This is a genomic window from Caballeronia sp. LZ034LL (assembly GCF_031451215.1).
Classification (GTDB): Bacteria; Pseudomonadota; Gammaproteobacteria; order Burkholderiales; family Burkholderiaceae; genus Caballeronia.
The window spans coordinates 983,773-998,827 of the sequence record NZ_JARUXR010000002.1; the positions used below are offsets into that span (position 1 = coordinate 983,773).

17 protein-coding genes are annotated in these 15,055 nt (G+C 63.6%); 9 read left to right on the plus strand and 8 right to left on the minus strand.

Features of this window, described 5'->3' with window-relative positions:
* Window positions 1-274: 274 nt before the first annotated feature.
* Entirely contained in the window at window positions 275-592 is a 318-nt protein-coding gene (locus tag QCE83_RS18975) for a hypothetical protein (RefSeq protein WP_309814198.1), read from the plus strand.
* A 294-nt stretch (window positions 593-886) separates the two neighbouring features.
* Complete coding sequence (locus QCE83_RS18980) at window positions 887-1,249, plus strand: hypothetical protein (RefSeq protein ID WP_309814200.1); 363 nt, start codon at window positions 887-889, stop codon at window positions 1,247-1,249.
* 79 nt (window positions 1,250-1,328) lie between these two features.
* On the opposite strand, the gene QCE83_RS18985 is transcribed toward QCE83_RS18980, so the two are convergent.
* Window positions 1,329-2,198, minus strand: coding sequence for a helix-turn-helix transcriptional regulator (locus QCE83_RS18985; protein ID WP_309814203.1), 870 nt, complete (start codon window positions 2,196-2,198; stop codon window positions 1,329-1,331).
* A gap of 135 nt (window positions 2,199-2,333) precedes the next feature.
* Here QCE83_RS18985 and QCE83_RS18990 point away from each other — a divergent pair, with 135 nt between their 5' ends.
* The 7 genes from QCE83_RS18990 (at window position 2,334) to QCE83_RS19020 (ending at window position 7,684) form a co-directional block, all read left to right on the plus strand.
* On the plus strand, window positions 2,334-3,113 hold the full coding sequence (locus QCE83_RS18990; RefSeq protein ID WP_309814205.1) for an alpha/beta hydrolase: 780 nt from the start codon (window positions 2,334-2,336) through the stop codon (window positions 3,111-3,113).
* Complete coding sequence (locus tag QCE83_RS18995) at window positions 3,110-3,916, plus strand: transporter substrate-binding domain-containing protein (RefSeq protein WP_309814207.1); 807 nt, start codon at window positions 3,110-3,112, stop codon at window positions 3,914-3,916. Before QCE83_RS18990 ends, QCE83_RS18995 begins: the two co-directional genes overlap by 4 nt.
* 89 nt (window positions 3,917-4,005) lie before the next feature.
* Window positions 4,006-4,677, plus strand: coding sequence for an amino acid ABC transporter permease (locus tag QCE83_RS19000; RefSeq protein ID WP_309814209.1), 672 nt, complete (start codon window positions 4,006-4,008; stop codon window positions 4,675-4,677).
* Between the two features lie 6 nt (window positions 4,678-4,683).
* Window positions 4,684-5,337: an amino acid ABC transporter permease gene (locus QCE83_RS19005; RefSeq protein WP_309814212.1), complete on the plus strand. Its 654-nt coding sequence runs from the start codon at window positions 4,684-4,686 to the stop codon at window positions 5,335-5,337.
* Complete coding sequence (locus tag QCE83_RS19010; protein ID WP_309814215.1) at window positions 5,318-6,052, plus strand: amino acid ABC transporter ATP-binding protein; 735 nt, start codon at window positions 5,318-5,320, stop codon at window positions 6,050-6,052. The genes QCE83_RS19005 and QCE83_RS19010 overlap by 20 nt, the downstream gene beginning before the upstream one ends.
* Window positions 6,053-6,062: 10 nt before the next feature.
* The gene (locus tag QCE83_RS19015; protein WP_309814218.1) at window positions 6,063-7,319 is read left to right on the plus strand and encodes a hydantoinase/carbamoylase family amidase; all 1,257 of its coding nucleotides are present in this window, start codon (window positions 6,063-6,065) and stop codon (window positions 7,317-7,319) included.
* 41 nt (window positions 7,320-7,360) lie between these two features.
* Window positions 7,361-7,684, plus strand: coding sequence for a hypothetical protein (locus QCE83_RS19020; RefSeq protein ID WP_309814220.1), 324 nt, complete (start codon window positions 7,361-7,363; stop codon window positions 7,682-7,684).
* 12 nt (window positions 7,685-7,696) lie between these two features.
* Here the strand turns inward: QCE83_RS19020 and QCE83_RS19025 are convergent, their stop codons facing one another.
* The 7 genes from QCE83_RS19025 to QCE83_RS19055 form a co-directional block, all read right to left on the minus strand.
* On the minus strand, window positions 7,697-8,338 hold the full coding sequence (locus QCE83_RS19025; RefSeq protein WP_309814223.1) for a dihydrofolate reductase family protein: 642 nt from the start codon (window positions 8,336-8,338) through the stop codon (window positions 7,697-7,699).
* Between the two features lie 82 nt (window positions 8,339-8,420).
* Window positions 8,421-8,828: a GFA family protein gene (locus QCE83_RS19030; protein ID WP_309814226.1), complete on the minus strand. Its 408-nt coding sequence runs from the start codon at window positions 8,826-8,828 to the stop codon at window positions 8,421-8,423.
* A 13-nt stretch (window positions 8,829-8,841) separates the two neighbouring features.
* Entirely contained in the window at window positions 8,842-9,834 is a 993-nt protein-coding gene (locus tag QCE83_RS19035; protein ID WP_309814230.1) for an ABC transporter substrate-binding protein, read from the minus strand.
* A gap of 2 nt (window positions 9,835-9,836) precedes the next feature.
* A complete protein-coding gene (locus QCE83_RS19040) occupies window positions 9,837-11,024 on the minus strand; it encodes a Gfo/Idh/MocA family oxidoreductase (RefSeq protein WP_309814233.1) in 1,188 nt (395 codons plus the stop codon).
* Window positions 11,024-12,349 carry a Rieske 2Fe-2S domain-containing protein gene (locus QCE83_RS19045; RefSeq protein WP_309814236.1) on the minus strand — a complete coding sequence of 442 codons (1,326 nt, stop codon included), beginning with the start codon at window positions 12,347-12,349 and terminating at the stop codon, window positions 11,024-11,026. Before QCE83_RS19045 ends, QCE83_RS19040 begins: the two co-directional genes overlap by 1 nt.
* A gap of 50 nt (window positions 12,350-12,399) precedes the next feature.
* The gene (locus tag QCE83_RS19050) at window positions 12,400-13,374 is read right to left on the minus strand and encodes a PDR/VanB family oxidoreductase (RefSeq protein WP_309814239.1); all 975 of its coding nucleotides are present in this window, start codon (window positions 13,372-13,374) and stop codon (window positions 12,400-12,402) included.
* A 164-nt stretch (window positions 13,375-13,538) separates the two neighbouring features.
* Window positions 13,539-14,864, minus strand: a complete 1,326-nt coding sequence (locus tag QCE83_RS19055; RefSeq protein ID WP_309815477.1) for an MFS transporter — start codon at window positions 14,862-14,864, stop codon at window positions 13,539-13,541.
* Between the last annotated feature and the right edge of the window lie 191 nt (window positions 14,865-15,055).

The window sequence follows — 15,055 nt, forward strand, 5'->3', positions numbered from 1 at the left end:
AGAGTATCAATTTTCGAAACGCATTCCGCTATTTATCGGCGAAAAATATTCCGTTACACGAAAGCCCTGACGGACGCGACGGATCGCAAAGCACAGCCACGTTAAAGAGCCATTGCCGACGAAATTGCTGTTCGAGGTAATACGCACGATTGGCTGAGGTCATGTTTGCGCGCGGTTTTTTTTGGAACGGCTCACCACCGTTTCGAAAAACGTATCGCCCGTAAATGTGATTGCGCAAATCAAGTCGAAGACGTCCTACGAGGTTCAACCGATCATGAAAGCCACCGTCACCCTCCTCGCGCTTGCAGGCGCTTTTTATCTTTCCAATGCCCAGGCGCAGGTCATCGTGGCGCCGCCGCCGGCTGTCGTCGTCGCACCGCCGCCTCCTGTCGTGGTCGCCCCGCCGCCGGTGGTCGCGCCAGCGGGCGTGGCCTATATCGCGCCCGTGGGCGTGGCGCCGGCCCCCGGCTATCTGTGGCGCTATCACGTCGGCGCCGGCTGGGGATGGTGGCATCCGCATTACGGATGGCATGAGCATTACTACGGATGGCATGCGCCGGTCGTTTATCACCGGGGCTATCGCCGGTGGTAAGCCGGGCAAGGGCGCAAAAACTGACCACACCGTATTTTTTATTTGCATTGGAACTCAGATGAACAAGCTATTCGCATTACTCGTCACCTCGACTTTGTTGGCCGGAATGCTCGGCGGATGTGTGGTCGAGCCCGTGCCTGCCGCGCAATGGGTGCCGGCGCACTATGGTCCTTACGGCGGCTGGATCCCGGGGCACTGGAGATGATCGGGCCAATCGGTTCTGACGCACGCGTGCATGCCGCCGGACCTCGCGAAGAGGCTGGCTCGACTGTTTATCGCTGGAGTGGCGAAATCTTGAAAACTCTTTTTGTAATCACCGCGCTCGGTCTGGGCGCAGCACTGGGCGGGTGCGCTGTGTACGACACGCCCGGTGGCCAGCTGGTCGGCCCCATAACGGCCGCGCCCGTGGCGGCATCCACCGCTGTCGATACGACCGTGACGCCCGCGCAGACCGCACCTGTGGTGGCGCCGGCCACCGTCGTGACGGCGGCTCCGCCCGCGCCGGTCGTGGTCGCACCGCCGGCGCCTGTGGTTGTCGCACCGCCCGCGCCTGTGGTGGTTGCGCCAGCGGTCGTGGCGCGGCCCCCTTATGTATGGGTGCCTGCGCACTATGGGCCTTATGGCCGCTGGATACCAGGACACTGGCGCTACTACTGATGGGCATCATGCCGGAGGCGGTTCGCGTCCTTGCAAGGCGATGCACGCGCGAACCGTCCTCACCCGCAAGGCATCACATTCAATCCGAATACTTCTTGATGAGCCGGTGCAGCTCATGCACCGCCTGCCCGCCCTTCAACGCGCTGCCCCACAGCGTTCCCGTCAGATGATCGTGCTTGGCCAGCGCCTCCGGATCTTCCGTGATGGTGCCCACGCCATAGCGCAGGTTGGTTGGCTGGCCGATCCGGAACGGGCTGTTCACGAGATACCGCCGCCCTTCCGCATGGATGATCTGATAGCCGGAGGTGGGCAAGGGCTGTGTCGTCAGGCCGATCTGAACATGCATCGGCGGCGAGGCGATCAGGTCGGCCATGTGCCCGATCTCGCGCGCGGCCTCGCGCCTGAGTTCGGCGCGCTCCGCATACGGCTTGTCGGCCGTCACCGCGAGTCCATTGGCGAGATAGCGTTCGATGCTGCTCAACGGAACGATGTTGACCATCGCCGGTTGTCGGAAACGGAAGATCGCCTTGCGCCGCTCCAGCACCTGCAACAGCCGCTTGCCTTCGGCGGGCGTGAGCGGATCGAGGTCCTGCGGATCGTGCAGGCTGCGCGCGAGCGAGCGGTCGTAACCCGCCGAACTCAGCACGTAGATCAGCGGCCCGAACACCACTGACACCCGGTCCGCCTTCTCTTCCAGACTCGCGACCCGCTCAAAAAAGCGGAACCCATCGGTCAGGTATTCGGCGCCGAGCCCGAGCAGCGTGCTCGGCGACATGCCATATACCCGCGCGAATTTTTCGAGCGTTTCCAGCTTGACGATGTTGCCCGCTTCATACCGGTGCAGCAGCGCGCGCGAGACGCCGATGGCCTCGGCGACTTCATCGGCGGTCATCTTCAATTGCTGGCGATGCCATTTCAGGCGCTCCCCGATGGCGCGAAAACTCTCCATGCGTTCCGTTTTTTAGTGGTGGTCCGTGACTCAAAAAAGTTACATGCGCCATAAATATGCGTCAAATCATAAAAATGAGCGTTGGCCCGCTGGTTTTGCCGCCCGATACTCGCTCCATCCAACCAGGAGCACTTCATGCCCATCATCCGACTCGACGGCGCCCGCGTTCACTACACCGACAGCGGTGGCGAAGGCCGCCCGGTCATCTTCCTGCATGGCGGTTTCGGCAGCTCGTCCGAACTCTGGCAACGCACCATCGACGCGCTGCCGCCCGGATATCGCGGTCTCGCCATCGACAACTTCCTGCGCTCCGATGCGCCGCCCGATGGCTTCACCATCGAAGCGCTCGCGCGCCGCGTGGCGGCCTTCATCGACCGGCTCGAACTGGAGCGGCCGGTGGTAGTCGGTCATTCGATGGGCGGCGTCGTCACCCAGATGACGGCCGTGCGCTATCAGGAAAAGCTCGGCGGCATCGTGCTGGTCTGCACGGGTCCGTCGATGACCAATCACGCGCTGGGCCGCGCGCTGCTCGCGCAACTGGAGAACGACGGCATCGAAACGATGCGCGAGATCAGCGCGCACTGGTTCCGCGAACTGCCGCAACCGTTCTTCGACGGCTACGTGGAGCGCGCCAAGGCCGCGCCGCTGACGGCGATGATCGACATCCAGTCTTCGCTGATCGAGACCGACATGCGCCCGCATCTGCCGGGCGTGCAGCTTCCCGCGCTGGTGGTCTGGGGCGCGCACGACAGCGGCCGCACGATGGAGCATGCGCAGCGCCTGTTGGATGGCCTGCCGAACAGCACGCTCGCCGCCATGACCGACAGCGGCCATTCGCCGATGCTGGAAACCCCCGCCGTATTCGACGAAGCCTTCCACGCTTTCCTGAAGTCCATTCCGGAGTCTGCACGATGAGTTTCACCGCTACGTTCAAGCGCCGCCTGGGTGCGGCCATGTTGTCGGTTGCCGGCGCGATGGCGCTGCTGAGCCACGCCCCGGCCGCGCATGCCGACACGCTCGACACCGTGAAGAAGACCGGTGTGATCCGCGTCGCGGTGCCGCAGGATTACGCGCCGTTCGGCTCGGTGGGCAGCGACATGGAGTTGCACGGCTACGATGTCGAAGTGGCGAAGCTGACTGCCGCCGCGCTGCATGTGAAGCTACAGATCGTGCCGGTGACGATGGCCAACAAGATTCCGTTCCTCGTCACCAACAAGGTCGATCTCGTGCTGAACCTCGGCAAGAATCCGCAACGCGCCGAAGTGATCGACTTCACCTCGCCCTACGCGCCGTACTACACGGCGGTGTTCGGTCCGCAAGCCGATGCACTCACGGACGTCGGCGGCCTGAAGGGCAAGAAGATCGGCGTGGTGACGGGCTCGCAGGAAGACCTCTTCATCACGAAGAACGCGCCGGCCGGCACGCTGTTCTCGCGCTATCAGGACAACAGTTCGGCCGTGGCGGCCTTCCTCTCCGGGCAGACCGAATATCTCGCGACGGGCAACATCGTCGGTGCGAAGCTGCTGGCCGACAATCCGCAGAAGCATTTCGCACAGAAGCTCCTGCTGATCGATTCGCCGGTGTGCGCCGCCGTGCGCAAGGGCGACAGCGCCATGCTGGCCGCCGTCAACAGCGTCTTCGCGGCACAGAAGGCCAGCGGCCAGCTCGACGCGTTGTCGCGTCAATGGCTCAAGCAGCCGCTCGACGCAAAACCCTGACGCACTCCGCTGCCTCATCCGCTTCCCACGCGTTGCATGAGGCAGTGAAGCGCCCTTCCGCCGCATCCTGCTTCGGATAGCCTCAGACCATGTCCTATCAATTCGACTTCGGCGCCATTGCGCCGTATCTGCCCCTGCTCGCCCAGGGCGTGGCAATGACGCTTGCAGTCAGCATCGCCGGCGGCCTTGGCGGCTTCGCGCTGAGCATCGCCGGTGCGTGGATTCATGCGGAAGGCAAGCCGTGGGCCCGCGGCATCACGCGTGCCTATGTGGAGGTGTTCCGCAACACGCCGTTCCTGATTCAACTGTTCTTCATCTTCTTCGGCTTACCGCAACTGCATGTCAGGCTCGATGCCGTCGAGGCCGCGCTGTTGGCCGTGATGATCAACTTCGGCGCCTACGGCACGGAGATCCTGCGCAGCGCGATTGCAGCGACGCCGCGCGGCCAGCATGAAGCCGCCGCGAGTCTCGCGCTGACGCGTCTGCAAACCTTCCGTCACGTGCTGCTGCGGCCCGCATTGCAGAAGGTATGGCCCGCACTCACCAGCCAGTTCATCATCATGATGCTGACGACTTCCGTCTGCTCGCAGATCGCGCTGATGGACCTCTCGCATGTGGCGGACTTCATCCAGGGCCGCACCTTCCGTTCATTCGAAACCTACGCCGCCGCAACGCTCACGTATCTGCTGCTCGCCCTCGCGCTGCGCCATGCGCTGCGCACGCTCGGCAAGCGCTTCGTGACCGCGCGCCCCGCGAGATAAGCCGCCATGGACTTTACTCTGTGGGACATCCTGCGCGTGCTGCTCGCCTCGCTGCGCTGGACCGTGGCGCTCTCGTGCGTCGCCTTCGTCTGCGGCGGCGCGCTGGCCTTCGCGATCATGTGGCTGCGCCTGACGCCCGCACGCCTGCCGCGCGGCGCGGCGGCCGGCTTCATCGAACTGTTCCAGGGCACGCCGCTGCTGATGCAGCTGTTCATCGTGTTCTTCGGCATCGCGCTGTTCGGCTTCGACGTGCCCGCGTGGCTCGCGGCAGGCCTGGCGGTGTCGCTGTGGTCGGCGGCGTTTCTCGCTGAAATCTGGCGCGGCTGCATTGAAGCGGTGCCGCGCGGACAGTGGGAGTCATCCGCTTCGCTGGCGATGACACGCATGCAGCAATACCGTCATATCGTGCTGCCGCAGGCCTGCCGACTCGCCGTCGCGCCGACGGTCGGCTTCTGCGTGCAGATCGTCAAGAACACCTCCGTCACGTCGATCATCGGTTTCGTCGAACTCACGAAGGCGGGCACGATGATCAGCAACACGACCTTCCGACCGCTCGAAACCTTCGGGCTCGTTGCGCTGATGTACTTCCTGCTGTGCTCGGCGCTGTCCGCGCTGAGCCGTCATCTGGAGAAGCATTTCAATGCCCCTTATCGCAATTGACCAGGTCACCAAGCGCTTCGGCGGTCACGAAGTGCTCAAGGGCATCGATCTGAACATCGGCGCCGGCGAAGTCATTTCGCTGATCGGCAGAAGCGGCTCGGGCAAGAGCACGCTACTGCGCTGCATCAACGGACTGGAGAGCATCGATGGCGGCCGCATCGATGTGGCAGGTGCGCCCCTGTCCGACGACGCCGCCGCGCTCAAGCAGTTGCGGCTTCAGGTTGGCATGATCTCCCAGCAGTTCAATCTGTTTCCGCATCTGAGCATTGGCCGCAACGTGATGCTCGCACCGATGATCGTGCTCGGCATGAAGCCCGCCGAAGCACGCCGGCAAGCGGGCCTGCAACTGGAGCGCGTCGGCCTCAGCGACAAGTTCGATGCCTATCCCGATCAACTGTCCGGCGGGCAGCAACAGCGTGTGGCGATCGCGCGTGCGCTGTGCATGTCGCCCAAGGCGCTGCTGTGCGACGAGATCACCTCCGCGCTCGATCCGGAACTCGTGCAGGAAGTGCTCGCCGTGATGAAGCAACTCGCGGCGGGCGGCATGACGCTCGTGATGGTCACGCACGAGATGCGCTTCGCGCGCGAGGTCTGCGACCGCGTGGTGTTCCTGCATCAGGGGCGCATTCATGAAAGCGGCACCCCCAACGTGCTTTTCAATCAGCCGCGCACCGACGAACTGCGCCAGTTCCTTGCAGCGGCCCACGATGCATGAGCGCACTCGCATGACGGCATCGACTGAATACGCGCGCATTGCGCAGCATCTCTTCGACACGGTGCGCAAAGCCACCGCTGAAGGTCGTGGCGTGACGCGCGCATCCTACGGCACGGGCGAGAGCCGCGCGCTCGACTTGCTGACGTCATTCGCACAGGAGCAAGGCTTCGCTGCACATGTCGATCGCGCGGGCAACGTCACCTTCTCGCATCCCGATGACGCACGCACGCGGCCCATCCTGTGCGGCTCGCACATGGACTCCGTGCCGGAGGGCGGCAACTTCGACGGCCTCGCAGGCGTGATCGCGGGCCTGCTGTGCCTGATGCGACAGCGCGACGAAGGACAGCAAGGGATGCATCCGCTGCGCGTGCTCGCGCTGCGCGGCGAGGAAAGCGCGTGGTTCGGCAAGGCGTATATCGGCTCCAGCGCGCTCTTCGGCCGCTTGCCGCATACGACACTGGGCGCGCAGCAGCGCTCCACAGGCGAGACGCTCGCGGCCTGCATGCGCGAAGCAGGCGCCGATGTGGAGGCCATCGCGGCGGGCGAAGTGCTGCTCGACGCGAACGACGTCGCGGGCTATATCGAGTTGCATATCGAACAGGGTGCGCTGCTCGACGATGCACAACGCGCGGTCGCGATCGTGCCGTCGATACGCGGCAACGTGCGTTATCGCAATGTGCGCTGTATCGGCGAGCCGGGTCATTCGGGCGCGGTGCCGCGCGAACGCCGTCACGATGCGGTGTTCGCGGCGGCCCACGTGGTCAGCGCGCTCGATGCGTACTGGAAGCGCGCGCTCGCCGAGGGCGCGGACCTGGTGATCACGTGCGGCGTGTTCGGCACGCGCGCGGAACAGCACGCGATCTCGCGCATTCCAGGCGAAGTCGATTTCAGTTTCGAAGCACGCAGCGCGGACCCCAACGCGCTGGCGCAAGTGCTCGACGTGTTCGAACGCACGCTCGCGGACACGGCTGCATCGCATGGCGTGCGCTTCGAAACGGGCGCGCTGTTGCAGACGGCGCCCGCGCACATGGATGCGGGCTGGATCGGCTTGCTCGAACAGCATGCGCAGGCACTGAACCTGCCGGCGCCGCACGTGCCGAGCGGAGCGGGTCACGACGCCGCCATGTTCGCCGCAGCCGGCGTTCGCAGCGCGATGATTTTCGTGCGCAACCAGAACGGTTCGCACAATCCCGACGAGGCCATGCGTCTCGTCGATTTCATGGACGGCGTGGCGCTGCTGTATGAAAGCATCAACGCCTTCGCCTGACTGGTCGCATGACGCGACGCCTCATCTTTGGAGAAGGAACTATGAACCTGGAACTGGCAGCGGCATCGCTTTCGCGACGGGGTCTCGGCTTGACCGATATCCGCGAGTTCGCGCTGCAATGCCGTGACGGCGCCCGTCAGCCCGGTGGCGATGCCGCCGCGCTGATCCTGCTCGCGGAGAAGGCTTCGGCGTTCTTCGAGCGGCATGAAGGCATCGCGATGACCAACGACTCGCTGCACGGTTTCGTCGAGTCCCTCAGTGGCGATGTCACGCGTCTGCGCACGGCCACGACGGCAGGCGATGCCGCGTTGATCGAGGCGTTGAATACGTTCGCCTCGGCCTTCTCGAACGACGTGGTGATCTGAGCGCGGCGGTCTTCAGCGCATCAGGACGATATGAGTGGCGCGCTCGGTCGGAACATGTTCGACGGTCCGGTATCCCAATGCATGGAGATCCAGTCCGTCGAAGAGCGGTTCTCCGGCGCCCAGCACAACCGGCGCCATCGCGAGATGAATCTCGTCCACATGGCCCGCCTGGATGTACTGCTTCACCGTGGAAGCCCCGCCGCCGATCTTGACGTCCCGTGCGCCCGCCGCTTCGCGGGCCCGCTGCAGCGCTTCATCGATCCCGCCGGTGATGAAGTGAAACGTGGTGCCGCCCAGCATCTCGATGGAAGGCCGCGCGTAATGCGTCAGCACGAACGTGGGCGCGTGATAAGGCGGATCTTCGCCCCACCATCCTTTCCATTGATCGTCGGGCCATTCTCCACGCACCGGTCCGAACATGTTGCGGCCGAGAATGAAGGCGCCGAAGTTATCCATGGCGCGGTGGGCGAAGCTGTCGTCGGGACCGGTTTCGCCATCGTCCTTGCCTTGCATCGCGCGGAAGGTGCGCGTCGGGAAGAACCACTGGAAGATTTCGTGGCCCCGCACGCCGAGCGGATGGTCCAGGCTCTGCGCGGGGCCCGCAGCATAGCCATCGAGTGAAACGCCGAAGCCGGCAACTTTTACTTTGCTCATTCACGTCTCCGTGTCAGGTCGTGCATGTCGGTCACGAGAGCATGAGCACGAATCGACGCGGACGCAATAGAGGTTTGTCTTTTCAAGGCTGCCCTTCGAAAGCCTCCGCCGTGCCGATATCCGGGAGCCAGTCGAAGCGTCGCCGGGTCCACGACTGCCGCTTCGGCACGCCGAGTTCGTAACGCTGCTTCAGCGCGCCTATTCGCAACGAATAAGAAGCAGGGTTCTCTTCCGCCGACGAATACACCGGCCCGCCGCACTCGGCACAGAACGCGTGGATGCGGCGCGCGCCGCTGTCGGCGGTCTTCAGATAGCGTTTGGGCTCGCCCCTGAGGATGCGAAAGCTCTCCGCCGGCGCGGCGATGTTCACGCGAAACGCCGAGCCGGTCAGCGTCTGGCAGTCCGCGCAATGACAGATGGCGACGGTGCCAGGCGTGACGTCGGCTTCATAGGCGATCGCGCCGCAATGACATTGCCCTTCGACTTTCATGGACACCCTCCGATCAGATCTTGAAGCTCTCCAGCGTCGCGGGATGGAACAGTTCTTCCGGTTGCAGCAGCCGGCTCGACAGCCCTTCATCATGATGCCGCTGCAGGAAGCGCGACAACACATGCCGGTTGGGCGCGAACCCATACGACCAGAAATCATGCCCCATCAAGCGGCGCGCATTGCTCAACTGTTCCTCGACGAAAGGCAACGTCACCTTCGTGGCCGACGTGTCGCTCAACTTTGCAAGTGCTACTGCCTTGCTCTTCTCGAACGCCTTGGCCACCGCGCCCGGCAGCCACGGATGCCGCTCGGCGAGCGTGCGCCGCACGCCCAGCAGATGCATCACCGGAAACAGCTTCGTGCGCGTGTACCAGTCGGCGGCGGCTTTCTGCGGATCGTCGTAAAGATACTTCACGTTCGGATGACCGTTCGTGAAACATGACGGCGCGCGCGGACCGATGACCGCATCGATTTCACCGGATGCCAGCATACCCGTGATGGTCGCGTTCGACGGCGCGTTCTCCAGGCGTACATCGACGGGAAGATTCAGCGTGATCTTTTCTTCACGGCCGGTCTCTTCATAACCGCCACGCACCCATGTCACATCCGACGCTTTGACGCCGTGGTCTTCTTCGAGAAACAGACGCGCCCATACATTGGCGGTCAATTGATACTCGGGCACGCCGATGCGCTTACCTTTCAGATCTGCAGGCGTATCGATGCCGCGATCATTGCGCACATAGATGGACGTATGACGAAACGCGCGCGACGGAAACACCGGCACGCCGATATACGGACTCGTGCCCGCCGCCGTCTTCACGCTGTAACTGGAGAGCGACAGTTCGCAGATGTCGTAATCCGCGTGACGGAATGCGCGAAAGAAGATCTCTTCCGGGTCTTGCAGCATGAACACCGGATCGACGCCGTCGATCTGCACTTCGCCATCCACCAGCGGCCGCATGCGGTCGTAGTTGCCCACTGCAACCGACAGATTGAGCTTGCTCATATTCAATGTTCCTGTGTTGTAAGCGTCTCGTCGCCGATGAGTACGTCGCGCTGTTCGGCGCTCGAACGCAGCATGGCAAGGCAGATTTCCAGCGTGCCGCGCGCCCACACTCCGTCATGCAGCGGCGCGACATCGCCCTGCACGGCGGCGATCAGTTCGTCGATGACTTCGGCGCGCGGGACCTGTGGCGCATCCAGCGCGATGCGTTCGCAGCGCTCGTCGCCATACACGGCGATGGCGTCCGGCAACGGCCTCAAGTCGCCCCGTTCGCAAGAGACGATGAGCGGGCCGAAGTGCTGATGCCAGCGTGCTTCGGAACGAGTGGGCGAATACGCGGCGCCGCCATACGTCCCCGCAGCCTTCAACTGCGCCTCTTCATCCCGCGACTGCACACGAGCCAGCTTGCGGCGAGCAGCGCCATAGTCCGCGGCGTGCTTCGTCTGCCCCATCTCGCCGATCCAGCCGGTCCATTCATCGGAATCGAAGTGCGCATAGCCGTTGTAGGAGAGCGTCGCGAACGCCCCGTTCTCGAACCACAAGGTCGCCGTGTAGGCGCCTTCGGTCGGACGCGAGGCGTCCCATCGGCCGACCGCTGCACGAATGCGCGTCACGCGGCTTCCGGCGAGCATTCGCACGATATCGACCTGATGCGCCGCCTGACTGAACACCGCGCCGCCGCCCTCTTCCGTCTGCAATTCCTCGGGCCTGCGCGGCCGGTACAGATAGTCGGTGAAGTTCAGCGCCTGGATCATCTTCACGTCGCCGAAGGCACCCGATGCAATCAGTTCGCGCGTGCGCAGATACGGCGTGTCGAAGCTATGGCAATGACCGACGATCAGATGCACGTGCGCTTCACGGCATGCGTCGATCATCGCGTCGCATTCAGCAAGCGAGAGCGCCATCGGCTTCTCGACCAATACATGCTTGCCATACCGCGCCGCCACCCGCGCATGCGCTGCATGAAACTGATGCGGACTCGCGATGTACAGCGCATCGATGTCCGTCCGGCGCGCGAGCGCTTCGATATCGGCGAAGGTGGGCGCATCGAAGTCGGCGGTGAACTGCGCACGCGCCGTCTCGCGCGGGTCGCATGCCGCGACCAGACGCACGCGCGGATCCGCGAGGAAGGTGGGCAGCATCAACGAGAACGCGCGCCCGAGTCCTGCGATGCCAAGCCGCAGCGGCTCCATCAGACCTGCACCTGATAGTTTGTTTCAAGCTCCGGCGCCGCTTCCGCAGCGGGCTCGATCCACACCGGATGCGCTGGATATTGCTTCCAGTCGGTGTCCTTCGGCACCATCGCCTGGAACGAGCACACGTGGCGCGGAATCGCCTGCTCACCCGTACCGATACCGGCCTTGCCCGCCTGAAATTCCCGCAGCGCGTCGAGCATGCGGCGGCGGAATTCCACCACGGCCACATCGCTGGCGCCGAGCCTTTCTTCCGTACGATCGGCGATCGGACCCATCGTCACCCACATCGCGATGTCCTGATTCGGGAAGCCCTTGATGCCGGTGAAGTTGCCGTTCTTCATCGCCTCGCGATCCTGCCAGAAGCGGTTGTCGTGATTGCGCAGCGGCCGGTATGTCGCATCCAGATCGACGCCCACCTGCTGCCCGAGAAACTTGCGCCATGTTTCGGTTTCCGGCGTCTTGTCCGGATGCCCCCACGCCATGAAATAAAAAGCGGTGCTGGTGTCGTCGCAGGGCACGTTGATGTTCGCGACGTTGTAGAGGTTGTTCGGCGGAATCAGCGCGGTGGCCGGCGCGACGAACACCGTGGAGCGCACATAGTCATGCGTCGCGGCGTTCTGGATGGGACGGCGCAGCGCGGCATAGCGGAAGCCATAGCTCGTGCGATGCACTTGCAGGCGCGGCGCCTTGTCCGTCGAAGGACGCAGCCAGTTCTTCGCGGTGGCTTCCGCGCCGCCCACGCGCGCAGGCACGAAGTCCGACGAATGCAGACTCGAGCTGTGCGCCGAATCGATCGCGCCTTCGAGAATCTGCGCCCAGTTGCACGGCACGATGACCTTGGCGATGCTCACGCGCGTGTCCTCGGTCGGCGCCCACGCGGGCGCAACGAACGCGGGAATCGCGTCCTGCGGGCCCATGTAGGCCCAGACGAAGCCGCCCCATTCCTTCGTTTCATAAGCCTTGTGGCGGACCTTCTTCGTCATGTCGCTGCAGGAAGGCTCCGAGACCATTTCGATGACGTTGCCCTTCACGTCCATCTTCCAGCCGTGATAGAGACAGCGCAGGCCGCAGTCTTCGTTGCGTCCGTACACGAGCGACACGCGGCGGTGCGGACAGTATTCGTCCATCACGCCGACGTTGCCATCGGTATCGCGAAACACGACGAGATCTTCGCCGAACAGCCGCGCCTTGACCGGCGCGCCGTCCGGCTCGCTCACTTCCTCGATGAGACAGACCGGCGTCCAGTGACGACGCATCAACTGGCCCATCGGCGCGTCGCCTTCGACGCGGCACAGCAATTCGTTTTCTTCATGCGTAAGCATTTGCGCTTCTCCTGACCTGCGTATCTGCAATCAATGCAATGGGGATGAATTCAAAGATCCAGCACGAGTTCTTCGCTCCGGGCGCGCGACACGCAGATCATGATCTGGTCGTGCTGCTCGTCTTCGCCGAGCACCATGTCGCGATGCTCCGCCACGCCCGCGCACAGCTTCGTGCGGCACGAACCGCACGTACCGCTCTCGCAGGAACTCGGCGCGCGGATGCCGTTGTCGCGCAGGATTTCGAGAATCGAGCGGTCGGCGGGAATGGCGAAACTGCGACCGGTCCGTTCCAGTTTTATGTTGAACGGCGTGTTCTCCGCCGCGCGCGACTGATCCACGCCGAAGCTTTCGAAATGCACGCTGCCGGTCGGCCAGTGACCCGTCATGTCACGCACGCCATCCATCAGCGCGCGCGGACCGCAGCAGTAGACGTGTGCTCCGCTGCCGGGCTTTTCGAAAACGGGCCAGAAGTCGAAGGCCTGGGCGAGGTCGCCGTGATCGTGATGAACCACCACATGCGGCTGCCATTCCTCACTCGAGAGTTCATCGAGGAACGCCGTGGTTTCGGGGCTGCGCGACACGTAATACAGCTTGAAGCGCGGGCCGCCCGTGGCCTTGAGATGACGCATCATCGAAAGAATCGGCGTAATGCCGATGCCGCCTGCGACAAACACGAAGCTCCGCGCGCGCTCGCTCAATCCGAACTCGTTGCGCGGCTCCGAGACCTCGATGCGCGCGCCTTCCTCTACCTTGTCCGCCATGCTCACCGAGCCGCCGCGACCGGCTGCTTCGCGCTTCACGGCGATCACATAGCGGTCGGTTTCGGCGGGATCGCCGCACAGCGAATAGTTGCGGTTCGCCCCGCTCGGCACCCGCACCGTGAGGTGCGCGCCCGCCGTGAACGGCGCCAGCTCGCGCCCGGCCTCTTCGCGCAACTCGAAACGGAAGATGCCTTGCGCCACGCACTCCTTCTTCGTCACCACGAGCGTCCTGAATGACAGTTCGTGGTTCGCCGACTCGTTCATTGCACCTGCTCCCTTGCTGATCTCCATGGTCTTTATGTTAGATATCTAATCATTTAAGGGCAAGCGGGTTTTCCCTGAACGCGTCATTTTTTACTGGTGCGCCGTTGCAAAAAAAACGGCGCCTTCAAGACGAAGACGCTGTGCTGCCGCAAAAAAACGGAACGTCAGGAGAGCTTTTCCGCGTGCTCGCGCAGCGTGTTCGCCGGCACGCCGATCAGCACCGCCAGCCCGCCGAGCATCACGATCGCCGCGATGGCCGCAAGCCCGATCGCCAGGCTGCCCGTCATGGTCTTGATCCAGCCGAGCGCGATAGGCCCGCAGAATGCGCCGACCTGGCCGAGACAACTGATCGCGCCGATGCCCGCAGCAGCGCCTTCGTCGGAGAGATAGGCCGGCGGAATCGACCAGATGATGGCCGCCGCGCCGAAATACGAAATGGAGATCATGCCGAGACAGATGATCGCGGCCGCCGTGTTACCCGACAGCACCGGCAACAGGAAGCCGCCCAATGCGCCAATGGCCGTGCAGGCAAAGAAGTGCCAGCGGCGTTCGAGCGTGACATCCGAACTGCGCGCCACCGCGAACATGCCAAGCGCGCCGATGATGTACGGCAACGCGGACAGCAGGCCCACGTTGAGCACGTCCGATACGCCGGCCTGACGAATGATGGTCGGCGTCCAGTAGTTGAGGATCGTGCCGCATAGGGGCACCGTGCCCCAGCCCGCCGCGAGGATATACACGCGCGGATCCTTCAATGCGACCAGCAACTGGTGGCGCGTGTGCTTTTCCGTTTTTTTCTCGGCACGGTCGGCGGCGAGCGCATCGAGGATGATCCGCTTTTGTTCGTCGTCGAGCCAGCGTGCGTCCTGCGGGCGATCGACGAGATAGAAGAACGCCACCACGCCCATCAGCAACGCGGGCAGGCCTTCGAGAAAGAACAGCCATTGCCAGTTGCGGAAGCCGAGCACATCGACGAAGTTATGCAGGATCCAGCCCGACAGCGGCCCGCCGATGATCCCCGCCGCCGCAATCGCCAGCAGGAAGCGCGAGGTGATGCGTGCACGCCGTGCGCCCGGATACCAGTAGGTCAGGTACAGGATGATGCCGGGCCAGAAACCCGCTTCCGCTGCACCGAGCAGAATGCGCGCGATGTAGAACTGCATCGGCGTGGTCATGAAGGCCATCGCGGTGGAGATGCCACCCCACAGGATCATGATGCGCGAGATCGTCAGCCGCGCGCCGATCCGCTTGAGCCACAGCGTGCTCGGCACTTCCAGCAAGATATAGCCGATGAAGAACAGGCTGACGCCGAGGCCGTAGGCGGCATCGGACAGGCCGAGATCCTGCTTGAGATGCAGTTGCGCGAAGCTCACGTTCACGCGGTCCAGGTAGTTCAACACCCAGCAGACGAAGATGAACGACATCAGCCGCCAGGTGACCTTGTGATAAGTCGCCTCGACGCGCGCCGCTGCTGCGTCCGATTCCGACATGAATTGCGTGACTGTGGATTTGGCCACCAGACTCTCCGTTTCCCGCATCGATGAGGATGACGCGTGAGCCGGCTCGATCGTCCGGCTCACGCTTTGGTTTTTATTCGATATCTAATCATAATGGTAAGGAGGCGGCGGTTCGCGAACAAGTTCGGGTTTGCACGGAGAGCGTCGCGCGCGCAGCCGGACGG